Source organism: Streptomyces sp. ALI-76-A, assembly GCF_030287445.1.
Taxonomy (GTDB): domain Bacteria; phylum Actinomycetota; class Actinomycetes; order Streptomycetales; family Streptomycetaceae; genus Streptomyces.
Genome location: NZ_JASVWB010000002.1, coordinates 234,883 through 255,552, shown reverse-complemented (window position 1 = coordinate 255,552; position 20,670 = coordinate 234,883). Strand labels below are relative to the sequence as shown.

Sequence of the window (20,670 nt, the reverse complement as noted above, 5' to 3'; positions counted from 1 at the left end):
ATGTCCTACCGGCACACCGACAAGCCGACGCCCTCGAAGCGGAAGCAGGCCCGCACCGCAGCAGCTGACCAAGCGGGTGCTGGAGTCCGCTCTCGAAGGTGAGGTCACCGACCACCTCGGCTACGAGAAGCACGACCCGGCCGGTGGCGGTAGCGGCAACAGCCGCAACGAGGTCCGGTCCAAGACCGTGCTGACCGACGTCGGGCCGGTTCGGATCACGGTGCCCCGTGACCGCGACGGCAGCTTCGAGCCGAGATCGTCAAGAAGCGCCAGCGGCGCCTGACCGGTGTCGACGAGATGGTCCATTCCCTGTCCGCGCGCGATCTGACGCACGGCGACATCTCCGCCCACCTGGCCGAGATCTACGGCGCGAGCGTGTCAAAGCAGACCCTTTCGACCATCACCAACAAGGTCATGGAGGGGATGGCCGAGTGGCGGAACCAGCCGCTGGACCCGGGGCGGTTTCCATCAGTAATTGCGAATCAGCTGGTCAGTGGCCCTATGAGCCATCCTCTCATGGCCTCAATGGGGGTCTTGTCACCGAGCACGAGACGCGGTCGGTTGTTCAGTTGCCGAGCTACTTCGCGGAGGTCGCGGGCGGTGTGAACGGACAGGTCACTGCCCTTGGGGAAGTACTGCCGCAGCAGTCCGTTGGTGTTCTCGTTCGTCCCGCGTTGCCAGGGCGAGTGCGGGTCGCAGAAGTAGATCCGGAAGCCGGTGAGCGCCTCGATTTGCTCGTGGAGAGTCAGCTCGCGGCCTTGATCCCAGGTGAGTGTCTTCCGCAGCTCGGGCGGTATGCCGGCGGTCTGGGTGATGAGTGCGTTGCGGACTTGGGGAGCCTTCCAGCCGTGGGGTAGGTGGATGAGCTGGACGTAGCGGGTCGTCCGTTCCACGAGGGTGCCGATCGCCGAGCCCTGGCCGCGTCCGATGATGAGATCCCCTTCCCAATGGCCAGGAGTCATACGGTTGTTGACTTCAGCGGGCCGTTGATGGATCAGTGTCATGTTCTTGATCTTGTTGGCGGTGGGGACGCCTCTGCGCTGTGGTTTGCGGCGGACGCGGCCGGTGCGAAGCTTGCCGGGCCTGCTGCCCAACTGGCCTACGAAGAGGGCGCGGTAGATCGTCTCCGGGCAGGCCCGCATTGACGGATCCCTCGGGTGGGTGCGGGTGAGGAAGCGTGCGATCTGCTGTGGTGACCACTTCTCGGTCAGCTTCTCGCGGACGACCGTCCGAAGCGGCTCGCTCGCCTGGATCTTCTCCGTCTTGGGGCGCTGGCGCCGAAGCAGAGCCTGGTTGTGGGGCCTACCAGGGCTGGTAGCGGCCATCGGGCTTGCTGCCTCGCGTGATCTCCCGGTAGACGGTCTGGAAGCTCTTGCCGATCGAGGCCGCGATCTCCTTGACCGGTAGCCGCGCCTGGAGGCCGTCGGCGATGGCGATGCGGTCATCCTGCGTCAGGAAGCGCGGGGATATCGGGCCAGGGTCCGGAACGATAATGCTGCCAGCATCGATGAACCACAGCGACCCGCAGCTGGTGGACACCCCGACCACGCGGGCTGCTGCTGCCCCTTTGTAGCCCTCGCGCAGCAGCTCGAAGTACCGCTTCTTCATCGCACTCGGCAGCTTGTTGGGGGCGAACCTTGGCATGCGTACGTCCTTCTACTCAGAGCGTTCGCAACCACCAATGGAACTCAAGCGGTCTGCCCGGTCATCTTCATCCACTGCGTGCGTGTGAAGGCGCGCGACGGGCAGGTGGCGAAACGGCCCCTCTACGTCGCTGTCGCGGTCACGGTCGACGGCACTCGCGACATCCTCGGCCTGTGGGCCGGCGACGGTGGCGCCACATACTGGCTCAGGTTCTGAACCGAGGTCAAGAACCGCGGAGTTGAGGACGTGTGCGTGATCGTCTGTGACGGGCTCAAGGGCCTGCCCGACTACATCTTGGCCGTCTGGCCCAGGCGGTCACCCAGACCTGTGTCGTCCACCTGGTCCGGGCCTCGGGACCATCCCCGCGCGTGCGCGTAGCAGGACTTCGCGCCGGAGGCGTCATGAGCGCCCCGGGGACCATCCCCCGCGCGTGCGCGCGGGGCATCGCGAAGTTCGCGACGACTGGACCATCGCCGCGCGTGCGGGAAGCACGTAGTGGTTCCGACAAGGGGTCCACCACGCCAAGGAGATGCCGAAGCGTTTCGGCCCAGGCACGTCTGCATCCAGCATTCCCTCCTGTGACGATCAGAGTGGTCTTCTTGGAGATGCTGGAGGAGGGGCGGTCTCCGGCCCGTTCGATGAGTTCGTTCCTCTGGTTGCGGCTGAGCTTCTCGAAGAGGCCTGTCCTCGCGCCGGTCACGACGACCGTCATCCTGGCCAGCGGCCCCTCGACCGGCTCCGCGGGCCTTGACTGCTCAGGCACATCACCACAGACTGACCCCGCACCCCAGATGGCGCGTCAATCTCTTTCCCGACAAAGGGACTTGTGCGATATCGCGGCTGCCGCGGTGGGTGAAGCGGGGTGTACACCCACCGCCGGAAGCGTCGGCCGTGGCACCGCCCCTACCGTCAAGGCACAGCCGCACCAGCCCGTCACCGGAGCGAGGCTCGCAGACCAGGAGCGGGGGCGTCCCGTCCTGCGGCGCCCCACTGCGACCGCACGGTCATCCGCACCGACTGAAAAGGGACACTTATGAGTGCACGTACGAAGCGAGTCCAGCTGGCCGCAGGCATAGTCGGCGTGCTGACCGTCGCCACGCTCACACTGAGCACCTCGCCGGCTTCCGCGAGCGGTACGTACAGTGGCCGCGCCTACATCTACGGCGCCGGCAACTGGGTCGGTGACTGGGGCGACGAAGGCATCCTGTCGACCAGCACAAACGCTTCATCCAATGCCACCTGCCTGTGGCAGAAAATCCTCTGGGCGGACCTCGCCACCGAAACGAACGGTACCCCGTTCGACGCTGCGGACATCGACGGTCACTTCGGAGCGAACACCAAGGCCGCGACCAAGGACTGGCAGGCCAGGTACGACCTCGAAGCCGACGGCTCGGTCGGCAAAGAGACCTGGGCAGAAGCCGGCACGAATCTAGAGGATCACTACGACCCCGGCGACACTGCCGTTGACACGTACAGAGGCATTTGGGACAACCTCAACCTCACCCGCGACAGTGACGGCAGGTATCACTTCGAGGACGGCGACGACAACGCGCGGATTGCCGGCTACGACTACCTGACCTGCACCTGACGTCACGTCCCTCCGGCGCAATGTGCGGTGCTGGCCTCCAGAGGTAGGCCGGGCACCGCATAGCCCATCACGACCTGCTTGGAACCATCCCCGCGCGTGCGGGGAGCAGCCGCAGGTCGGAGGGGTGCGGGAACTCTGTTGGGATTACCTCGCGCAGTGCAGGGAGCAGACGTCTCGGCCTAACTCGACCGTCTCGCCCCCGGAACAACCCCGCACGTGCGGAGAACAGCCGCCCCGTCGCCAACCGCAAGAAGCGAGGCCGTTCCAGCGGCAAGGCGAAGCCGAGGTATGCGCCCTCTACCGCCGCCAGCTCGCAGGGCTCAATGGTGCAGTCAGTGGACGAGAAGACCGCGATAGCCGCCCGCTCGCGCAAGCAGCCCGGTCAGCCGCCGGGCCCGGGACGGGTGCGGCGGCGGGAGTTCGAGTACCTCCGCCACGACACCGTCCCGGTCACCGTCGCGCTGGACGTGCACACCGGTCAGGTGGTCATGGAGGAGCTGGAGCGCAACGACTGTGCGCACTTCATCCGGTTCCTGGCCCGGCTTCAGCGGTGCGTTCCAGCCGGGCTGACGATCCATCTGATCCCAGACAACGGCTCCTCGCACACTTCCAAGGCCACCCGGGTCTGGCTGAAGCGGCATCCGCGGATCGTGCCGCACTACACCCCCAAGCACACCTCCTGGCTGAACCAGGTGGAGATTCTCTCCCTGCTGGCCCGCGCCGTCCTGCGTCACGGCGACTTCTCCTCCCGCACCGACCTGCTTGAGAAGGTCAGCGACTTCGCCATCGTCCACAACAAGACGGCTTGTCCGTTCCGTTGAGACTACGACGGCCGACCCCGCCAGACCGGGGACGAGCCCGCCGCCGCGAAGGAAGAGTGCCATGCCCGCTTACTCCGTCCTGCAGATCAAGGTCACCCCGGTCGACATCCACCCGCCGATCTGGCGGCGGCTGCGGGTCCCGGCCGATCTCAAACTCGCCCGTCTGCGCCTGGCGATCCAGACCTTGATGGGCTGGGAGAACTACCACATGCACCTCTTCACCACCCCGGCCGGCGACTACGGGCAACGCGACACCGAAACCGGTCACCGCGACGAGCGGAAGGCCCCGCTGGATACGGTCGCTCCCACCGCCGGCGACACGATCAGCTACGCCTGTGACCTCGGCGACGACTGGGCCCACCACACCGAGGTGGAGAAGGTCTGTCCACCGCGCCAGGTACCACCTACCCGCGCTGCCTGACCGGCCGTCGAGCCTGCCCACCCGAGGACTGCGGCGGCCCTTGGGGCTACGCGGACTTCCTCGCCGCGATCACCGACCCCCAGCACGAGCAGCACGAAGAAGTCCTCGAGTGGATCGGCGGCACCTTCGATCCCGACCACCTCGACATCGACGCCACCAACAAGCACCTCACCGCCCGAGAGCCATCGGCGGCTGTGCGGTGCAGCAACTAGGGTACGACGTATGAACCAGACTCCCGTCGACCCCGTCGCGCACAACCGCCTCGCCTGGGACCGCGAAGTGGAGGAGGGCAACGAGTGGTCACGCCCGGTCGGCCCCGAGGTGATCGCCAAGGCGCGGGCCGGCCGGTGGTCCATCGTCCTGATCGGGTACGAGCCGGTCGACCCGACATGGTTCCCGCCGGAGATCGCCCGTCGCGACGTGCTCTGCCTCGCCTCCGGAGGTGGGCAGCAGGGTCCGGTGCTGGCCGCGGCGGGCGCGCGGGTGACCGTCTTCGACAACTCGCCCCGCCAGCTGGCGCAGGACGAGATGGTCGCGGCGCGGGAGGGTCTCGACCTACGCACCGTGCTCGGCGACGCGCGCGACCTGAGCCCGTTCCCGGACGCCTCGTTCGACCTCGTCGTCCACCCGGTCTCCAACCTGTTCATCCCGGACCTGGCGCCTGTCTGGCGCGAGTGCCACCGCGTGCTGCGCCCCGGCGGAACGCTGCTGTCCGGCTTCCTCAACCCGGACGTCTACCTCTTCGACGCCGAGTCCTTGGAGGCGCGCGGCGAGCTGGTGGTGCGCCACCGCCTGCCCTACAGCGACCTCACTCACCTGGAGCCCGCCGAGCGGGAACGGCTGTGGGGCCTCGACGCGCCGGTGGAGTACAGCCACACGCTCACCGAGCAGCTCGGCGGGCAGATCGCGGCGGGCTTCGCCATCACCGGCTTCGCCGAGGCGCCACACCACTCGGAGGCCACCGCCGGCTGGCTCTCCGGCTACTTCGCCACGAAAGCGGTCAAGGCTGGCGTCCGTCACTGACCCTTCGCCGGCCGGGCCAGGTCAGAAGTACGGCCTGAGCCACCTCGACGCGCTCCTTGTCCTGTATCGGTATCACAAGGAGGTACGCAACGCCGTGATGTACGGCGGCGGGAAGGTCAACCCCACGACGGAGCAGGCCTGGAAGCACGCGGCGACGTTGACCGCGGCAGACATCGGCAGTCGCACCTCACCACTGACAAGCAAGGTCACCGACGGGCAGATGGTCACCTCAGACCTGCATGAAGCCATACAGCTCTCGGACGTGCTCCTGCGCCTGGTCCGCACAATTGACGCCGAACTGTGCGTCACCGGCATCGCCGAGCACGGGTGCGTGACCGGATCGCGGGCCAACCAGAGCAGCCGCCAGCTTCGAGACCTTCCGGCCGACGCCGCACGCAGAGCGAAGAGACTGAAGGTACTCAGCCGTAAGGCCGGATACATGACCCCGGCCGACACTGCCGCTATCCATCAGATCGGAATCCGGACCAGCCTCCTCTGAGCCCGCTACCGGTGGCATTGCAGTGCCCCCACGACGCTGACGCGCGGTGGGGGAACTCCGTTTACATCTGCTCCGGTCCGCGCTGGTCCACGTCAACACGCTGCTGATGCAGGAGGCCCTGGCCGATCCGAAGTGGGCGGACAAGCTCACCGACGCGGACCGCAGGGCGCTGTCGTCACTGTTCTGGACACACGTGAACCCGTACGGCCGGTTCGTTCGACATGAACAGCCCTTTCGGCCTGGACCTGTCCCTCCGGGCCACGATGCCCGGCCAGCAGCCCCACACCATTGGGCGAGCTGGCTGGCCTGGTGCGTCGGGACGTTCCTCGGCGACTGACCGGAGCGAGTCGGCCTCGCGCTGCCGCGGCAACGCCCGGGGTGCGGGGGCGTCACTCCATGATCTTCTGACAGACACCGGAAGGATCCGTGATTGTCGTGGCGGACCTGTCTCCTGCCTGCCAACCGGTCCGGGCATGTCTGCTGCTTGAGCGGTGAGAGCCTCGGGCGCTTACGCACGTCCTATGTCGTTCTCTGTATCGCTGACCCCGTCCGGCCCATGGACGAGCGTCGGGAACTCGGTCCGGGCCACGGTCCTCCAAGGGGACAGGGGCACCGATGCCTACTACCGCGACCTCACCTCCCACGTCTGCTGCCGCTTCGTCGTCAGCACCTTGGCCCGACTGAACCACTGAGCAACCGAACGACGGCGCGCCACCACGAGATCGAGGTGGCGCGCCGTCCACTCGTGGCGGCTTTTCGTGGGCGAGCTTTTGTCGACTCGATCGCGTCGGTGGTCAGACGATGCGGTGGAGCTCGGTGTCGAGCTGGAGGCGGGGTACGAAATCGGATCAGGTGTTCTTCAGGATTGCGGTCGCATATAGGACAAAGGAACGCAGATTTCCGATGCGGCTGGTATATTGCGAGTTATGGATGACAGTGTGTATGTAGGGAATGCGGGTGATGATGCGCCGTTGGATCGAGGATGGCTCCTTGGTCATTTCAAGGACGTCGATGATCCTCGTCACACCAGTGCGGTAGAGGTCAAATGGGGTGTTCATCCACGTGGTGACCAGCGGCTGCAATGGGTGAGAGGCGAAGCGCGAACAGCTCTCCTGGTGCTCATCAGTGGCAGGTTTCGCGTGGATTTCCCCGGGCGTAGCATTGTTTTGGAGAAGCAAGGAGATTACGTTGTTTGGGGGCGTGGAATCGACCACTCGTGGTTCGCGGAAGAGGAATCCGTGTTGTTGACGGTTCGATGGCCATCTGTATCTGGTTATGCGGTGACGCGAGAATAGTGAATAGGGTCGAGTGTTTAACGGTCTACCGGCGTAAATAGTCCGTGCGGTAGTGGAATGTAAAGCTTCGCATTTCGCCGTGCCGGCGAAGGAGCCGGTCTCGTCATAGCCGGTTTCGACGAAGGCTCCGGCCGGCCGTGGTTGGTCGGCCGGAACCGCCCTGGGCGTGACGGACAGCGTTCGTCACGTGGAGGTCGCCATCTCCGGGTTTCCGTAGTAGGCGTCGGGGCCGTGTTTGCGGGTGTAGTGGCGGTTCAGGAGGTGCGGTGGCGGCGGGCGCCGTCACATGGGCGTCGACATTCCCGACGCACACCGCGATGCCCTCCGGCAGGCCCGTCCACGCCGCCGCCTCAGCCGTCAACCGTCCGGCCAAGTCACCCAGCTGACCGATGGGGTGCTCCAGCTTCGCTGTCACGAAGTCGGCGAAGCCCCGGATTGAGCGCCGCCAAATACTCCCTGGACGGGTAGGCGCCATCCTGGAGTTGGCCCTTGTATCCGGCGGTACAGGCGTTGCGGACGTAAGTGCCGCACAGCCGCCACACGATCCAGTCGGCGGCCTCCAGCCAGCGGTCGGTCAACGCGTAGAGCTCCGGATCCTCCTCCAGCAACCGCAACGCCTTCGCGAACTCCCATTCCGAGGAGATCTTTCCGCCGTACCGCGCCAGCCACGGCTCCTTGCGCTCCGCTGCCAGGTCGGTGATCCGGTCGGCCTGGGCCTGCGCGGCGTGGTGGCGCCACAGCTTGACGTAGGCGTGCGGACGGCCCGCGAGGCCAGGTAGTTCACACAGGGGGGTGCCGTCGGCGAGCACCGGCAGGACCGTGCAGGCGGTGAAGTCCGTACCGATCCCGATGACCTGCTCCGGCCGCACACCGGCCCGGGCCAGCGCCTCCGGCACGGCGATACGCAGGATGACGAGGTCGCACCGCCCTTCTGGGCCTGGCGAAGAACCCAGGCCCAGAAGCGTGGCCCTCCCTCGGATGGGGCCTACTGGACGAGTTCCCAGTCCTGTGAGCCGTCCGTGAGCGCGGCCTGCAGGGTCAGTTGCGCCCCGGCGGACGCACCGGTCAGGTACAGGCTCGTGTTCTTGACGGACTGGAGCTTGTAGAACCCGTCGCTGGTCTTGACGAGGTTCCAGCTGCCGGTGGCACTGTCGTCGACCCACTGGCCGATCTTCTGGCCGGCCGTGGCATTGCCGGTCCAGATCGCCGCCGCGCGGCCGCCCGACTTGTTCAGCAGGCTCACTCCGCCGTTCGGCTCGGTCGTCACGTGCCAGTACTGGGTGTCCGCGTTGCCCGCCGAGCCCGGGGCCTCGAGCCGGACGTCGGGAACGTCCGCGTTGCCGATGTTCGCGTCATTGGTCTTGTTCCCGGTGCCGATCACCTGGTCGGTCTTGCGGTTCACCAGTTGGTAGTAGGCGCCGTCCGTGTGGCCGAGATCGACCTCGGCGAACTTGAGCGTCGAGGTCCCCTGGTTGTTGAGGATCACGATGCGCCCGGTGCCGTCGACGTACTGGAGGTTGCGGCTGTAGCCGCCCTGAGATGTCGTCTGGTACTCCTTCCACGTGCCGTCGCTGCGTCCGCTCTCGTTGACCCAGACGTTGCCGCTGCCGGCCGCGTTGTAGACCAGGCGCCCTCCCGGAAGCCTGATGATCACCGGACTGCCGCTTCTGGCGAGCGGACGGGAACCGGAGTCGACCGGCAACGAAGCGACGTCCGTGCCGGTGGCGGAGCCCTTGTAGAACTCCAGTGGGTTGTCAGCGATCACGTACCTGGTGTTTGCCCCGCCGCCCCAGTACTCGAAGGGGAGCATCCACTTGCCGTCCGTCGTCCGGACCACATTCGTCATGCCGGGCCGGCCACCACCGATCTCCGACTTGCCGCCGCCCATGTCCTGGGTCAGTCCCGCGAGGTCCACGACAGGAGCGCTCCAGTTCGCGCTTCGGCCGTCCCAGGTCTTGTGGACGAGGATCTGACCGAGGGAGTCCTTGGCGGTGTCGTTCGCCGGGTCCAGTGTCGGGACGCCGGTGGTCGCGTTGAAGCCGAGGTAGTCGTTCTCGTCGGAGTAGTAGCAGACGAGCTTGCCCTTGTAGACCATCAGGTACGGCTCCCAGAGGGGATCGACCTGCTTGTTCGTGTTCGCGGCCGCGATGTTCTGGCCGACCGCGCCGGCGCTGCCGCCCTGCCAGCCGCCGGTCGCGACGATGTTCTCGACCTTCCACGTCGCGCCTTCGTCGGTGCTGGAGTACAGGGCGATCGCCAAATCCTTGCGGTCGCCGTCGTTGGTCGGCGTCCAGTTCGGGTCGGCCGCCTTGTGCTCCTTGTAGTAGTAGTCGTCGCCCGAGACGACACTCGAGAGGAGCAGCGTGCCCTGCTTCAGGTTCCCGACGTCCTGCGGAAGGACGTACAGGTAGGGGTTCGTCCAGTTGCTCGTGTACTTCGCGTACTGCGGGTCGCTGGAGAGATATGCCGGAGCCTTGATCTCGGACAGCGGCTGCCACGACGTCCCCCGGTCGTCGCTCTTGTACACCGGCAGGGTCTGCCGGTCGGCGCTGCCCGTCGCCGCCACGACCGTGGACCGCTCGAAGGACGCGACCAGGCGCCCGCTCGGCAGTTGCGCCGACTTCGGGTAGACCGCGCAGTTGCCCCGCCCTTTCAGGCACGGCTCGGTGCCGAGCTGGTAGAGGGTTCCACCCGTTGGGTTGTACGCCTGCGCGCTGACCATGGGTATCGCGAGTATCGCGGATGTCGCCGCGAAGGTTCCGAGGGCTCGTCCAAGCCTTCTTCTCTGCATAGCCCCTCCTCAGAGGATGGATCAGGATCGGTTGGTTGCTCCAGGAACCGGCGCGCTGTCGGCGTCGGTGGAGACGAGTACGCGTACGTCCCAGGCGCCGAGGCTCAGCGCCGTGCCCGTCAGGACGGGGATGTCCGTCAGGGCGTCGGAGAGGTCCGCCGGGGCGGGGACGCTCGCGGGCTCCCAGCTCCAGTTGTGGACGATGTGGACACGGCGTCCGTCGGGTGAGGTGCCGGTGGTCGCGGTGACCGATGCGGGGAGGTCGTGCCACCCGCTGCTCGCGGCTGGGACCAGCCATTCGGCCAGCGCCCGGGCGAGGTCGCGGCCCGGCACCGTGCCGACGGTGGTGACGCGGCCCGCCCCGTGGCTGCGGGTGGTGACCGCGGGCCAGCGGCCGTAGTGGGGGTGCTCGTACACGGCGAGAACCTCGGCGTCGGTGACCGTGAGGCTCTCGATCCACTGTGTCGCCGTGGCATCCGCGGGCACCTCGAACGGGCCACCGGGCACGGCGCGGATCGGGACGTCTCGCGGGAGGTTGCCGAACTCGTCGTACTGGACTCCCGCGGCTTCCACCAGCCGCCCGGGGGCCGGTTCGTGGCGGGCCCGGCCCTCGTGGTCGGCGTAGGCGGTGCGCGGGCCGAGGACCAGGTGGCCGCCGGCGTGGGCGTAGGCCTCCAGCCAGTCGAGCGTGGTGTCGTCGACGACGTACAGGGCCGGGGCCACGAGGACGGGGTGGAGCTGTACGGCCTCCAGCGGCGTCATCCCCTCCCGCTCACCGCGCGGGTCGTGCAGCTGGCGGGCGTGGACGATGCGGACCTGGCGGCCTGCGTCGAAGGCGCCGCGGTAGAAGGGGTCGAAGATGCGGTGGTAGGCGGCAGCGTCCGGTTCGCCGTCAGGGGTCGCGAACGGCGGGTACTTCTGCATCAGCCACTTGCTCGGCATCGAGTAGACCATCGTGATGTCGGCGTCCGGCTCGAGCCCCGCGACGAGCTCGCCCGCCGTCTCGAACTCCGCGCCGAGGCGGGCGATTTCGGCATAGGTACGGCCGGGCCGGCCGCTGTGCGGCAGGACGCCACCCCAGTAGGTCTCCGCGCCGAAGCGCAGGGTCTGCCACTGCCAGTACTCGATCATCCGCGCCCCGCGCGCGACATGCGCCCAGGCGGCCTGGCGCCACTGGCCGTCGTAGCCGGGCCGGTTGTCCCATGCGAAGCCGATGCTCTGGGCGTTGGTCTCGGTGACCAGGAACGGCGCTTGGCGGGAGGAGAACATCCAGTCCGCGGTCTGGTACATCGACCACACCCCGGTGGTCTTCCACTTCTGCTCGTGGGCGTCGGGTGTGGGGTCGGGCAGCAGCAGGCCGTCCTGCATGTCGTAGTACGGGTTGCCGGAGGCGATGTCGAGGCGGTCCGACATCTCGTCGTCCTCCACCCCCTGGCGGGTGTAGGAGATGCAGGTGGTGACGAACTGGCCGGGCTGGGCGTACTCGCGGACGATGTCGGCCTGCCAGCCGATGAACTCGGTGACCTGCCGGGCCTGGAACTCCCGCCAGGCGACGTCGTACTGGGGCTGGGCGTTGCCGTCCGGGGTCCACAGGTCGGCCCATGTGGACAGGCGGTGCGACCAGTAGACCAGGCCCCACTCGCGGTTGAGTGTCTCGACGTCTCCGTACTTCTCCCGCAGGTGGTCCACGAAACGCTCGAAGACACCGCGGTTGTGCAAGAGGTGCAGGCCGGGCTCGTTGTCCACCTGCCAGCCGATGACCGCCGGGTGGTCGGCGTACCGGGCCACCATCTTGCGGATGACCCGCTCGGCGTGGAAGCGGAAGGCGGGGTGGGTGAAGTCGATCTCCTGGCGTGCACCCCAGCCCAGGCGCTGCCCAGTGGCGTACTCGGCGGTGATCTCCGGGTACTGGCGGGCCAGCCACGGCGGAGCCGCGTATGTCGGCGTGCCGAGGACGACGGAGATGCCGCGCTCATGGGCGCCGTCCAGGACCGGCTGGAGCCAGCCGAGGTCGAAGCGTCCGTTCTCCGGCTCCCAGGTCGACCAGACCGACTCGCCGACCCGGATCACGGTGAAGTTCGCCTCGGCCATCAGGTCGAGGTCGGTCTTCAGCCGTTCGTCGGGCCGCAGTTCGGGGTCGTAGGCGGGCGTGTACTCGTGGTAGTACGCGGCGCCGAAGAGGACGCGGGCAGGCAGAGCCGCCATGAGGGGAAACCTCCGATAAATGCAGGGAGTGGTACGGGGGCTGCGGGCCCTACTGCTTGACGCCGCCGGCGGCCAGGCCGCTCTGCCAGTAACGCTGGAGCAGCAGGAAGGCCACGACGAGTGGCAGGATCGAGATGAGGGAACCGGTCACGACCAGCGCGAGCATGTCGCTGCTGGCACCGGCCCCGCCGTTCTGCGCCTGCGCTGCCCAGGAGGAGAGGCCGACGGTGACGGGGTACAGATTTGGATCATTGAGCATGATCAACGGCAGGAAGTAGTTGTTCCAGGTCGCCACGAGCGTGAACAGCAGCACGGTGACCAAGCCCGGCGCGAGGAGTCGCAGCACGATCGTGCCGAAGATTCGCGCCTCCCCGGCGCCGTCGATGCGGGCCGCCTCAAGGAGGCTGTCCGGGACGGCGTCCTGGGCGTAGATGCGCATGAGGTAGAGACCGAAGGGGTTGACCAGCGAGGGCAGGATGACCGCCCAGGGGGTGTTGACCAGACCCGCCTTGGCGAAGAGCAGATAGGTCGGGATCGCCAGCGCAGTGGCCGGGACCATGACGGCGCCGAGCACCAGGTTGAAGGAGAACCGGTCACCGCGGAAGCGGAATTTCGCGAAGCCGTACCCGCCGGCGGCGGCGAGCAGCGCGGCCCCGACCGCGCTGACGCCCGCGTACATGACTGTGTTGAGCAGCCAGTGTACGAAGACCCCGTCGTCCTGGGCGAAGGTCTGCTTGACGTTTGTCAGCAGCTGCGGGGCGTCGGAGAACCACAGGCCGAAGCTGTTGAACAGGTCCTGGGTGCTCTTGGTGGAGGCGATCAGTAGCCAGAACAGGGGCAGGAGGAAGTAGGCCAGGACGGCCAGCATGGTGATCGTCAGCGGGGTGCTGCGGCGCCGTGAGGCGGTTCCCCGCCGAGGCGGCGCGGCGGAAGGCGGCTTTGTCAATGGCTCGGTGGTCGTGGCCATGGGGGTGGTGGTCGTCACGAGGACCTCCTGCGGTTCGCGGTGAGCAGGACGGCGTAGGAGGCGATCACGATGACGAGGCCGAGGAGGAAGGACACCGTGGCCGCGTAGTTGACCTGCTGGCCGGTGAAGGCGAGCGTGTAGGCGTAGAGGTTGGCGGTGTAGGAGCTGCTGATCACGTCCGGGGCGATGGTCATCAGCAGCTTCGGCTCGTTGAACAGCTGGAAGCTGCCGATCACCGAGAACAGCAGAGTGAGCATCAGCGCGGGGCGCAGGGCCGGCAGCTTGATCGACCGCGCGATCCGCCAGGCGCCGGCCCCGTCCATCGCGGCGGCCTCGTACAACTCCTCGGGAATGGTGCGCAGGGCGGCGTACAGGATGATCATGTTGTAGCCGACGAACTCCCAGGTCACGATGTTCGCGAGACTGCCGAGCATCCAGCCCTCGCTGAGGAAGTCCGGGACGGGCAGGCTCAGGTTGCGGCTGAGCTGGGCGAAGGGGCCGAAGTCCGGTCCGTACAGATAGCCCCACATGAGCGCGGCGACCACGCTCGGGACGGCGTACGGGACGAAGATGCCCAGTCGGATGACGCGGGCGAGCCGGAGCAGCCCGCTGTCGAGGGCGAGGGCGAACATCAGCGCCAGCAGCAGCATCACAGGGACCTGGATGACGAAGAACAGTGCGACGCGCCCGATGCCGTGCAGGAACTGTGGATCGCTCAGGGCCTGGGCGTAGTTGTCGAGCCCGACGAACGCGGTGCCGCCGATGAGGCGTTCCTGGAACAGGCTGAGATAGGCGGCGTAGCCGAGCGGGGCGAGGAAGAGCAGCAGGAACAGCACCATGAACGGTGCGACGAACAGCGGTCCCGCCGCCCGGTGACGGCTCTTGCCGCCGCGCCTGAGGCGTGTCGACCCGTCTCGTCTCCTGCCCTTGGGGGAGGCCGCGGTTGTGACAGTCATCATCGGGCCTTTCTGAGGGATGGGACTGTGTCAGTGGGGCCGGGTCCCGCGCCACCGCCCGGGACCCGACGGGCCGTTACGGTGTCTCGACGGTGAAGCCCTGACTCTTGGCGTAGGTGGTGAGTCGCGTCTGCCAGGTGCCGAGCGCGCGGACGGTGTCGGTCTTGTCGGCGAGGGACTTGCCGACCGTCTCGGTCCAGTCGGTCGCCGCCTGGTCGAGGAACGGAGGCCACTGGAAAGAGGAGTTGACGGTGGAGCTGATGTCGGCGAAGACCTGGTTGACCTTCTGGCCGCCGTAGAAGGCGGGCGCGTCGCCGGTGAACGTGGCGTCCGTGAGGAGGGCCTTGGTGGCGGGGAAGAAGAACTGCTCGGTGGCGAACATCTTCGCGCTGGCCGGGTCGCTGTTGAGGAACTGTGCGAACTGGGCGGCCGCGATGGGGTTCTTGGTGGAGCGGATGACCGCGGTGGTCGAGCCACCCCAGTTGCCCGAGCTCGGTTTCGACGCGTCCCACTGCGGGAGGGGGGCGGCGCGCCACTTACCGGAGGTGGCCTTGGCGGAGCCGGAGAGGAAGGCCGGTCCCCAGGCTGCGGTGATCCAGGTGGCGTACTTGCCCTTGTTGAACCCGGCGTACCAGCCGTCGGTGAAGTCCGGGTCGGTGCTGACGACCCCTTCTTGGGCCAGGCCGCCCCAGTACGCGCCGAGCTTCTTGGAGACGGCGTCGTCGACACCGATGGTGATGTCACTCTTGCCGGACACCACGTACGGCTTGGCGCCCGCCTGCCACAGCAGGCCGTGCCAGGCGGCGACCTGGTTGGCCGCGAGGTTGGTCAGGTAGACGTCGGGGTCGGCCTTGTGGAGCTTGCGGGCCGCAGCGGCGAACTCGTCCCAGGTCGTGGGGACCTTGATGCCGTGCTTGTCGAAGATGTCCTTGCGGTACAGCATGCCGAGCGGGCCGGTGTCCTGGGGGATCGCCCACACCTCGCCCTTGCTGCCGCTGACCTGCTGCCAGGTCCAGTCGACAAACTGCTCCTTGAGCGCGGAGGCGCCGTACGGCCGCAGGTCGAGCAGGCTGTCGGTGATGGTGAAGGTCGGGATGGCCTGGTACTCGATCTGCACCATGTCCGGGGCGCCGCTGCCGGCCTTCAGAGCCGTACGCAACTTGGTGTACTGCGGAGTGCCCTGGCCGGCGTTGACGACCTTGACCTTGATGGCCGGGTACTTCTTCTCGAAGAGCGCGACCTCCTTGTCGATGTTCGGGACCCAGGTCCAGAACGTCAGCTCGGTCGGTGTCGTCATCGCCTTGTCGATGTCGGCCTGGCTGACCGGCTTGGCGGCGGCGGAGGAGCCGCCGGAGTCGCCGCCGCCGCAAGCGGTGAGGGTGACGCCGAGCGAGACGGCACCCGTCGTGGTGAGGAACAGTCGACGGCTCATCGAGGAGCGGCCGGACATGGAAGTGGAGGCGTTTCTGGGCATGGTGAACTCCCGCCGGTGGCGAAGATGACGGCACGCCTGGCAAGGGCGTACGGAGGCGTGGTGAAGGAGAGGCGCGGACGCGCCGACCGAGGCTCGGACACCCACGGGGCCGGGTGCGGGTCCTCGTGGACCGGGGCCGGCGCGCCTTCCGTGTGCGGAGGTGGCGGTCGCGGCCGAAGAAGAAGGAACGACGAGACCAGAGGCAGAGAGGCTGGGGACCTGGCTCAGCGCCTGCTGGGTTCAGGAACGGCTCCGCACCGTTCGTGCGGCGGAGGCGTCCAGAGGGGCGGGGCGTGACCGGAAGAAGCGGCTCGTCCTGAAGTCACGCGCCCGCCTTGCTTGCTCTTGTCCGGGCTGACCGGTGTGGGTCAGCGCTGGGTGGACGAACCTCCGTTCGGGAGCAGCGGATGGTCCGCGCCGCCGGGTGAACGAGAGGCGGTACGCCGGCCACGAACCGAGGACGTGCGGCTCGGTGGTGGCGCGGTGGAGGCGCGGATGATGAGATCGATCGGTGGATCGCTCGTCGGTAAGGGATCTGCGCTCGGGTTCTCGATGGCATGCACCAGACGCTTGAGTCCCTCCTGCGCCACAGCGTCGAACGGCTGCCGCACCGTGGTCAGGGGAGGAGTCACATAGGCGGCGACCGGAATGTCGTCGAAGCCGACGACGCTGACGTCCTCCGGCACCCGACGTCCGGCCTCCGTCAGCGCGCGGATCAGACCGATCGCCATGTCGTCGTTGGCGGCGAACACCGCTGTGACGTCACTGTCTTCGGCCAGTTCGCGTCCCGCCCGGTATCCGGACGCGGCGGACCAGTCGCCCTCGACGGCCGGCGGTACGGCCCTGCCGTGAGCGGTGAGCGTGGCCCGCCATCCCTCGAGGCGGTCCCGGGCGGCGTACCATCGCTGCGGACCGGCCAGGTGATGGACTGTCAGATGCCCGAGACCCAGCAGGTGCTCGATGGCGGAGCGTGCCATCAGGTCGGCACCGCCCCCCGCGGTCAGCGCCCTGGGCGCGGTGACAGGTACTGGCGCACCCAGGACGAGGACCGGAACGTCAATGCGGAGGGAAGCGTCTCCTTCGGCACCCGCTTCGTCGATCGGTTCGGAGATGACGATGCCGTCCACGCCCTGATCGAGGAGTGAACTCACGGCACCGGTCACGCCCGCGGCGTCGCCCTCCATCGTGTTGACCACGCGCAGCGCGTATCCCGTGTCCCGGACGATCCGCTCGACACCCATGAGCAGTGAGGCGGGTCCGTACAGGGCCGTGCCTAGAGTCACCACGCCGATGGACCGAGTGCGTCCGGAGGCCAGTGCCCGGGCGGCGTTGTTACGCCGGTAGCCGAGCTCTTCAGCGGCTTCGAGTACGCGCCGGCGCACATCGGCGGAGACGTACTGCTCGTCATTGAAAACCCGCGACACCGTCTTCTGCGAGACCCCCGCCAGGCGGGCCACATCCACGCTGCGCGGAGCCGCGGTGTTACCGCTCCGTGCCGTTCCTCGCGTCATGGTGTCTCCCGATGGCCGGATGTACGAGCAAGATGATGCCAGAACCGCCAGTGACTGGTTACTGGCCGCGCGGTCTGTCTGCGCTGTCATGTCTACGCAGTCATAAGGCTGTCGTCAAGAGTTCGGAACGCATCCGTAACCAAGCGCAGGACGGCGCGGGGCGCGGTCGGTGCGGTGTGTTTCCTTTGAGTTCCAGCCCCGCGGCCGAACTGCGGCGGCTCTGCTCTTTGCCCGAGAGGCGATGAGGCCGCGAGCGCCGCTGAATGCGGGCGAACGCACTGGGCGACGTCGGACGCTCAGCCGCGGACAGCCCGTGACGCCGACTGGAAGCCGGGGTCACACCAAGTCGCCACAAGTGCTCGCAGATCTGGAATGCGGGGACCGGAGACTGTCTCCTGGGCGGGTTCACCGTTGAGCCGGCACACTTGCTCGGGGGCGTCGTCGCCAGTATCGAACAGGCAGCACACACCGCCGCTGTCGGCGGTGAGGTCGGTGAACACCTTCCTGACGTTGGCCGGGGGCGCGAACAAGCGGTTCATCCCCGACGTCGCTGCCCAGCACTCCACCGACGCGCAGCCAGGGTGCAGGAGAGACTCGAACCGGATCGTGGCGTAGATGTACCCGATCTGGATGCGCCCGTCCGCCTCGGGGCCAGGTCCACCCGTCTGGGCACGGACGTCCTCATGGATGTCGCGGTTGGTGCCATGTGGGCGAACACGCTGAGCACGACGGAGCGGGCCCTCGCGTGTTTCTCCACGTTCAGCAGCGCTTCCCGGGCCGTGCCGGAGAGCGCCCCGACGCATGCCGAGGACATGGACGGCAACTCGGTGACCGTGATGAGGCGGGCGACTGTGCCCGTGCGCTCCTCGAAGGCGCGGCAGTCACCACGCAGAGCCACGCCGAGACTGACCTGCTCGGGCGGGGCGCTCAACGCGTGCAGGGACCCACGCAAGGCGGCCGCCGCTTCCACAGCCTGCTGCTCGATGTCGCCCAGCCGGGACTGAAGGGCGTCCGTGGGAGGCAGGTCGTCGATCAGCGCGCGGATCCCCGCGCCAAGGGTGAAGAGCATGGCACCGACGGTGTCGTGCAGGTCCACGGCGACGCGGCGCCGATCCTCATGGACGGCGACCTCGGCAGCGTGTTTGGCCCGCTCGGCGACGACCGCGGCGGCAGCGGCACGGCCGGCGGCCTGCTCCAGCGCCTGGGTCGCCCGGTCGCCGAACGACGACGTGAACCGGTTGGCTCCGTACAGCACACCCAGCAGCCGGTCCTCGTAGATCATGGGAACGGCGATCACCGCGCGCAGGCCCTCACTCTCCACCTGCGACCTGAAGTGGTGCGTGATGTTCTCAGCGCACCGGTAGTCGCTCACTGAAAGCAGACGGCGGTGCTCGATCACCTGCCCGCCGAGTCCGCGGCCTCTGGGTATGGTGAGACCGTTGATCGCGGGTGTGCGGGTGTTCACCATGTGTCGCAGCACGATCTGATCGCCGCCGTCCGGCTCGCCGACCCAGGCCACATCGACACCGCTCGAGGCAGGGACGTCGTCCACGATCCGGCGCATTGCGGTGGAACCGTCGAAGAGGGCCAGGATCTGGCTGTAACCATCGGTGAGTTCGGAGAGCAGGTTCACCTGCGGCGGCCTTTGCCGCTTCAGTGCCACAAAAGACATGCTATGAGGCCTTCCGTCGGGCCACCAGGGTCAACAAGCCCGTAATACGGTCCTGCGGCCGATCGTCACGGCAATTCCGTTCCCGCACCATCTCCAGGTGGAGACCTCCGCTCGGAGACCTCCACCTCGAGCTATCAGGCCGCTGCCGGGACCCGCAGTATCTCGCCACCCGCCGGATCTGGCGGGGAAGCGACGAGGAACCCCGTCATCCGGGCTCCCACCGAGGCGAAGCACGCTGCAGAGCGTTCCGCTCCCACACATGCGGTCATGAACATGTTTCGGGGCCGGACATGCCGTCCCGACGCCACCCGCGGGCTGGTTCACGCAGGCACGAAACGAGTCACTCTCCGCTTCGGCTCGCCCCTTCCCAGTAAGCGCCGGCCGCATCAGGGATGCTCCCAGCAACTGAGGTGGGATCAATGCGTACTGAACAAGCCGCGAGAGGGCCGTCGAGCGCCTCGCCGGATGGGCCGCGACCGATGGGTCGGGTAGCCGTCGCCTCGCTCCTCGGCACCTCCATCGAGTTCTACGACTTCTTCATCCACGGAACAGCGGCCGCCCTGGTCTTCGGGCCGCTGTAATTCCCGGCGCTCGGCGGAGCGGCGGCGACCGTCGCCTCGTTCGCGACGTTCGGCGTGGCGTTCTTCTTCCGTCCCGTGGGAGCTATCATGCGCTGGTCGGGCCCTGGCGCAGGGTCCCAGGGGGCGGGGAACAGGATGTCCGTAGAACGTCACATAGCGGGGATGCTCCGGCAGATCGCCCGTCAGCAGGACATCGTTGAGATCGCTCCCCAGGGCTCCACGCTGAAGGCGGCCGCCCTGGCGCACGTGGCGGAGCAGTACGGCTACACGTACGGCACGGCATACAGGACCGGGTTCAAGAACTCGCTCGTGCAGGTCCGGATGTACCGGGACCCGCGGCCCGACGCGCGCGTCCGCGAGGCGGCCACCATCACCACCCATCCGCAGGCGGGCAACGGCGGGACGGTGCCGGGGCTGGAGCAGGGCTCGCTGAAGCCGCTCCCCGAAGCGGTCGGTGACGTGGGCGTGCTGAAGGACCTCGTCACCTTCGACGTCATGGCCCAGTACGTCGCCGACCGGACCCAGAAGGTGCTGGGCTACCTCGCCTGCGCGGTCCTGACCGTCCTCCTGCTCATCGACAGGTCGCCGGTCGAAGCGGTCGCCTCCGGCGGGGCGGTCGCGCTGCTCTTCACTGTGGCGTTCAAGGTGGGCGCGATCCGCCGCGCGAAGATCGCACAGCGGCTGACGGACGCCGGGTTCCTCGCGGTACGCGACGAACAGGGCGCCCAGCGGTTCCTGCGCCCGGGGCAGCAGTTGCCCGGCCACTCGGTGCGCTGCAACCTGTGAAACGAACCTCTCGCATACATTTTCCGTAAATTCTGCGTACGCGGACGGGGTGGGTGCTGGGCGCCGGGTCAGAGCTCACTGCCGCCTATGACTTCACCCACCTCCCCGGCCCGGTCAACCACCCGGGTGCCGTCCGCTTCGATCGAGGATGAGCTGCATGAACCGCGGGACGGTGAGCTCACCGGGTCGGCCTGGGCGGGCGGTCCTCCTTCCCGATCGTGCCCCGCCTGACACCGCACCTGCGGCGCGCGATGCTCGACAATCGCCTCCAGGGCGCTCGCCGCCGAGTGAAGGGGATCGCCGTCGAGCCAGGTCGTGGAGGTCTGCGCGCGCCCTGGCGGACCTGGTCGCCGCCGACACCCCGCTCGGACCGGAGCAGGCCGCCGCGCGACTCGGTGTGCGCAGTGACCGGCTCACGGCGCAGAGCATCAACTGC

15 protein-coding genes and 7 pseudogenes are annotated in these 20,670 nt (G+C 67.7%); 11 read left to right on the top strand and 11 right to left on the bottom strand.

Features of this window, described 5'->3' with window-relative positions; translation table 11 throughout:
• Positions 1-58: 58 nt before the first annotated feature.
• Positions 59-453, top strand: a pseudogene (locus tag QQS16_RS01865) (transposase); the annotation flags it as partial.
• Positions 454-482: 29 nt separating this feature from the next.
• On the opposite strand, the pseudogene QQS16_RS01860 reads toward QQS16_RS01865, so the two are convergent.
• A pseudogene (locus QQS16_RS01860) lies at positions 483-1,644 on the bottom strand (IS30 family transposase).
• A gap of 99 nt (positions 1,645-1,743) precedes the next feature.
• On the opposite strand from QQS16_RS01860, the pseudogene QQS16_RS01850 reads away from it, so the two are divergent.
• A pseudogene (locus QQS16_RS01850) lies at positions 1,744-1,991 on the top strand (transposase); the annotation flags it as partial.
• Between the two features lie 187 nt (positions 1,992-2,178).
• Here the strand turns inward: QQS16_RS01850 and QQS16_RS01845 are convergent.
• Positions 2,179-2,374, bottom strand: a pseudogene (locus QQS16_RS01845) (hypothetical protein); the annotation flags it as partial.
• A 303-nt stretch (positions 2,375-2,677) separates the two neighbouring features.
• Between QQS16_RS01845 and QQS16_RS01840 the strand changes: the two are divergent.
• The 8 genes and pseudogenes from QQS16_RS01840 to QQS16_RS01805 all read left to right on the top strand — a co-directional run bounded on the left by QQS16_RS01840 (position 2,678) and on the right by QQS16_RS01805 (position 7,291).
• Positions 2,678-3,232: a peptidoglycan-binding domain-containing protein gene (locus QQS16_RS01840; protein WP_286059807.1), complete on the top strand. Its 555-nt coding sequence runs from the start codon at positions 2,678-2,680 to the stop codon at positions 3,230-3,232.
• Between the two features lie 59 nt (positions 3,233-3,291).
• Complete coding sequence (locus tag QQS16_RS01835) at positions 3,292-4,053, top strand: IS630 family transposase (protein ID WP_353479719.1); 762 nt, start codon at positions 3,292-3,294, stop codon at positions 4,051-4,053.
• Positions 4,054-4,114: 61 nt separating this feature from the next.
• A pseudogene (locus QQS16_RS43410) lies at positions 4,115-4,686 on the top strand (plasmid pRiA4b ORF-3 family protein).
• 10 nt (positions 4,687-4,696) lie between these two features.
• A complete protein-coding gene (locus QQS16_RS01825; RefSeq protein ID WP_286059805.1) occupies positions 4,697-5,497 on the top strand; it encodes a class I SAM-dependent methyltransferase in 801 nt (266 codons plus the stop codon).
• A 94-nt stretch (positions 5,498-5,591) separates the two neighbouring features.
• Entirely contained in the window at positions 5,592-5,996 is a 405-nt protein-coding gene (locus QQS16_RS01820; RefSeq protein ID WP_286059803.1) for a hypothetical protein, read from the top strand.
• Between the two features lie 46 nt (positions 5,997-6,042).
• Positions 6,043-6,333, top strand: a complete 291-nt coding sequence (locus tag QQS16_RS01815; protein WP_286059802.1) for a Tn3 family transposase — start codon at positions 6,043-6,045, stop codon at positions 6,331-6,333.
• A gap of 184 nt (positions 6,334-6,517) precedes the next feature.
• Positions 6,518-6,688 (top strand): hypothetical protein, encoded by a 171-nt coding sequence (locus QQS16_RS01810; protein WP_286059801.1) that lies wholly within the window; start codon positions 6,518-6,520, stop codon positions 6,686-6,688.
• A gap of 234 nt (positions 6,689-6,922) precedes the next feature.
• On the top strand, positions 6,923-7,291 hold the full coding sequence (locus QQS16_RS01805) for a cupin domain-containing protein (protein WP_286059800.1): 369 nt from the start codon (positions 6,923-6,925) through the stop codon (positions 7,289-7,291).
• 183 nt (positions 7,292-7,474) lie between these two features.
• Here QQS16_RS01805 and araD read toward each other — a convergent pair.
• The 9 genes and pseudogenes from araD to QQS16_RS01760 form a co-directional block, all read right to left on the bottom strand.
• A pseudogene (araD, locus tag QQS16_RS01800) lies at positions 7,475-7,567 on the bottom strand (L-ribulose-5-phosphate 4-epimerase); the annotation flags it as partial.
• Positions 7,554-8,202 (bottom strand): annotated as a pseudogene (locus QQS16_RS01795) (ribulokinase); the annotation flags it as partial. The pseudogenes araD and QQS16_RS01795, both read right to left, overlap by 14 nt.
• Before the next feature lie 74 nt (positions 8,203-8,276).
• Positions 8,277-10,082 carry an RICIN domain-containing protein gene (locus QQS16_RS01790; RefSeq protein WP_286059798.1) on the bottom strand — a complete coding sequence of 602 codons (1,806 nt, stop codon included), beginning with the start codon at positions 10,080-10,082 and terminating at the stop codon, positions 8,277-8,279.
• Between the two features lie 21 nt (positions 10,083-10,103).
• Entirely contained in the window at positions 10,104-12,287 is a 2,184-nt protein-coding gene (locus QQS16_RS01785; RefSeq protein WP_286059796.1) for a beta-galactosidase, read from the bottom strand.
• Positions 12,288-12,336: 49 nt separating this feature from the next.
• Positions 12,337-13,254 (bottom strand): carbohydrate ABC transporter permease, encoded by a 918-nt coding sequence (locus tag QQS16_RS01780; protein ID WP_286066184.1) that lies wholly within the window; start codon positions 13,252-13,254, stop codon positions 12,337-12,339.
• Between the two features lie 14 nt (positions 13,255-13,268).
• On the bottom strand, positions 13,269-14,213 hold the full coding sequence (locus QQS16_RS01775; RefSeq protein WP_502963744.1) for a carbohydrate ABC transporter permease: 945 nt from the start codon (positions 14,211-14,213) through the stop codon (positions 13,269-13,271).
• 73 nt (positions 14,214-14,286) lie between these two features.
• Positions 14,287-15,684, bottom strand: coding sequence for an ABC transporter substrate-binding protein (locus QQS16_RS01770; RefSeq protein WP_286059794.1), 1,398 nt, complete (start codon positions 15,682-15,684; stop codon positions 14,287-14,289).
• A gap of 368 nt (positions 15,685-16,052) precedes the next feature.
• Positions 16,053-17,147: a LacI family DNA-binding transcriptional regulator gene (locus QQS16_RS01765; RefSeq protein ID WP_502963881.1), complete on the bottom strand. Its 1,095-nt coding sequence runs from the start codon at positions 17,145-17,147 to the stop codon at positions 16,053-16,055.
• A gap of 583 nt (positions 17,148-17,730) precedes the next feature.
• Positions 17,731-18,858 (bottom strand): GAF domain-containing sensor histidine kinase, encoded by a 1,128-nt coding sequence (locus QQS16_RS01760; RefSeq protein WP_286059792.1) that lies wholly within the window; start codon positions 18,856-18,858, stop codon positions 17,731-17,733.
• A 725-nt stretch (positions 18,859-19,583) separates the two neighbouring features.
• Between QQS16_RS01760 and QQS16_RS01755 the strand changes: the two genes are divergently transcribed.
• A complete protein-coding gene (locus tag QQS16_RS01755; protein WP_286059791.1) occupies positions 19,584-20,234 on the top strand; it encodes a hypothetical protein in 651 nt (216 codons plus the stop codon).
• Positions 20,235-20,670 lie beyond the last annotated feature (436 nt).

What these genes read in the sequence shown, in the direction of transcription:
- QQS16_RS01785 (WP_286059796.1), bottom strand. Translation starts at nt 12,287, where the DNA reads ATGGCGGCTCTGCCTGCCCGCGTCCTCTTCGGCGCCGCGTACTACCAC.
- QQS16_RS01755 (WP_286059791.1), top strand. Translation starts at nt 19,584, where the DNA reads ATGTCCGTAGAACGTCACATAGCGGGGATGCTCCGGCAGATCGCCCGT.
- QQS16_RS01790 (WP_286059798.1), bottom strand. Translation starts at nt 10,082, where the DNA reads ATGCAGAGAAGAAGGCTTGGACGAGCCCTCGGAACCTTCGCGGCGACA.
- QQS16_RS01825 (WP_286059805.1), top strand. Translation starts at nt 4,697, where the DNA reads ATGAACCAGACTCCCGTCGACCCCGTCGCGCACAACCGCCTCGCCTGG.
- QQS16_RS01810 (WP_286059801.1), top strand. Translation starts at nt 6,518, where the DNA reads ATGTCGTTCTCTGTATCGCTGACCCCGTCCGGCCCATGGACGAGCGTC.
- QQS16_RS01770 (WP_286059794.1), bottom strand. Translation starts at nt 15,684, where the DNA reads ATGCCCAGAAACGCCTCCACTTCCATGTCCGGCCGCTCCTCGATGAGC.
- QQS16_RS01775 (WP_502963744.1), bottom strand. Translation starts at nt 14,213, where the DNA reads ATGATGACTGTCACAACCGCGGCCTCCCCCAAGGGCAGGAGACGAGAC.
- QQS16_RS01805 (WP_286059800.1), top strand. Translation starts at nt 6,923, where the DNA reads ATGGATGACAGTGTGTATGTAGGGAATGCGGGTGATGATGCGCCGTTG.
- QQS16_RS01840 (WP_286059807.1), top strand. Translation starts at nt 2,678, where the DNA reads ATGAGTGCACGTACGAAGCGAGTCCAGCTGGCCGCAGGCATAGTCGGC.
- QQS16_RS01780 (WP_286066184.1), bottom strand. Translation starts at nt 13,254, where the DNA reads ATGGCCACGACCACCGAGCCATTGACAAAGCCGCCTTCCGCCGCGCCG.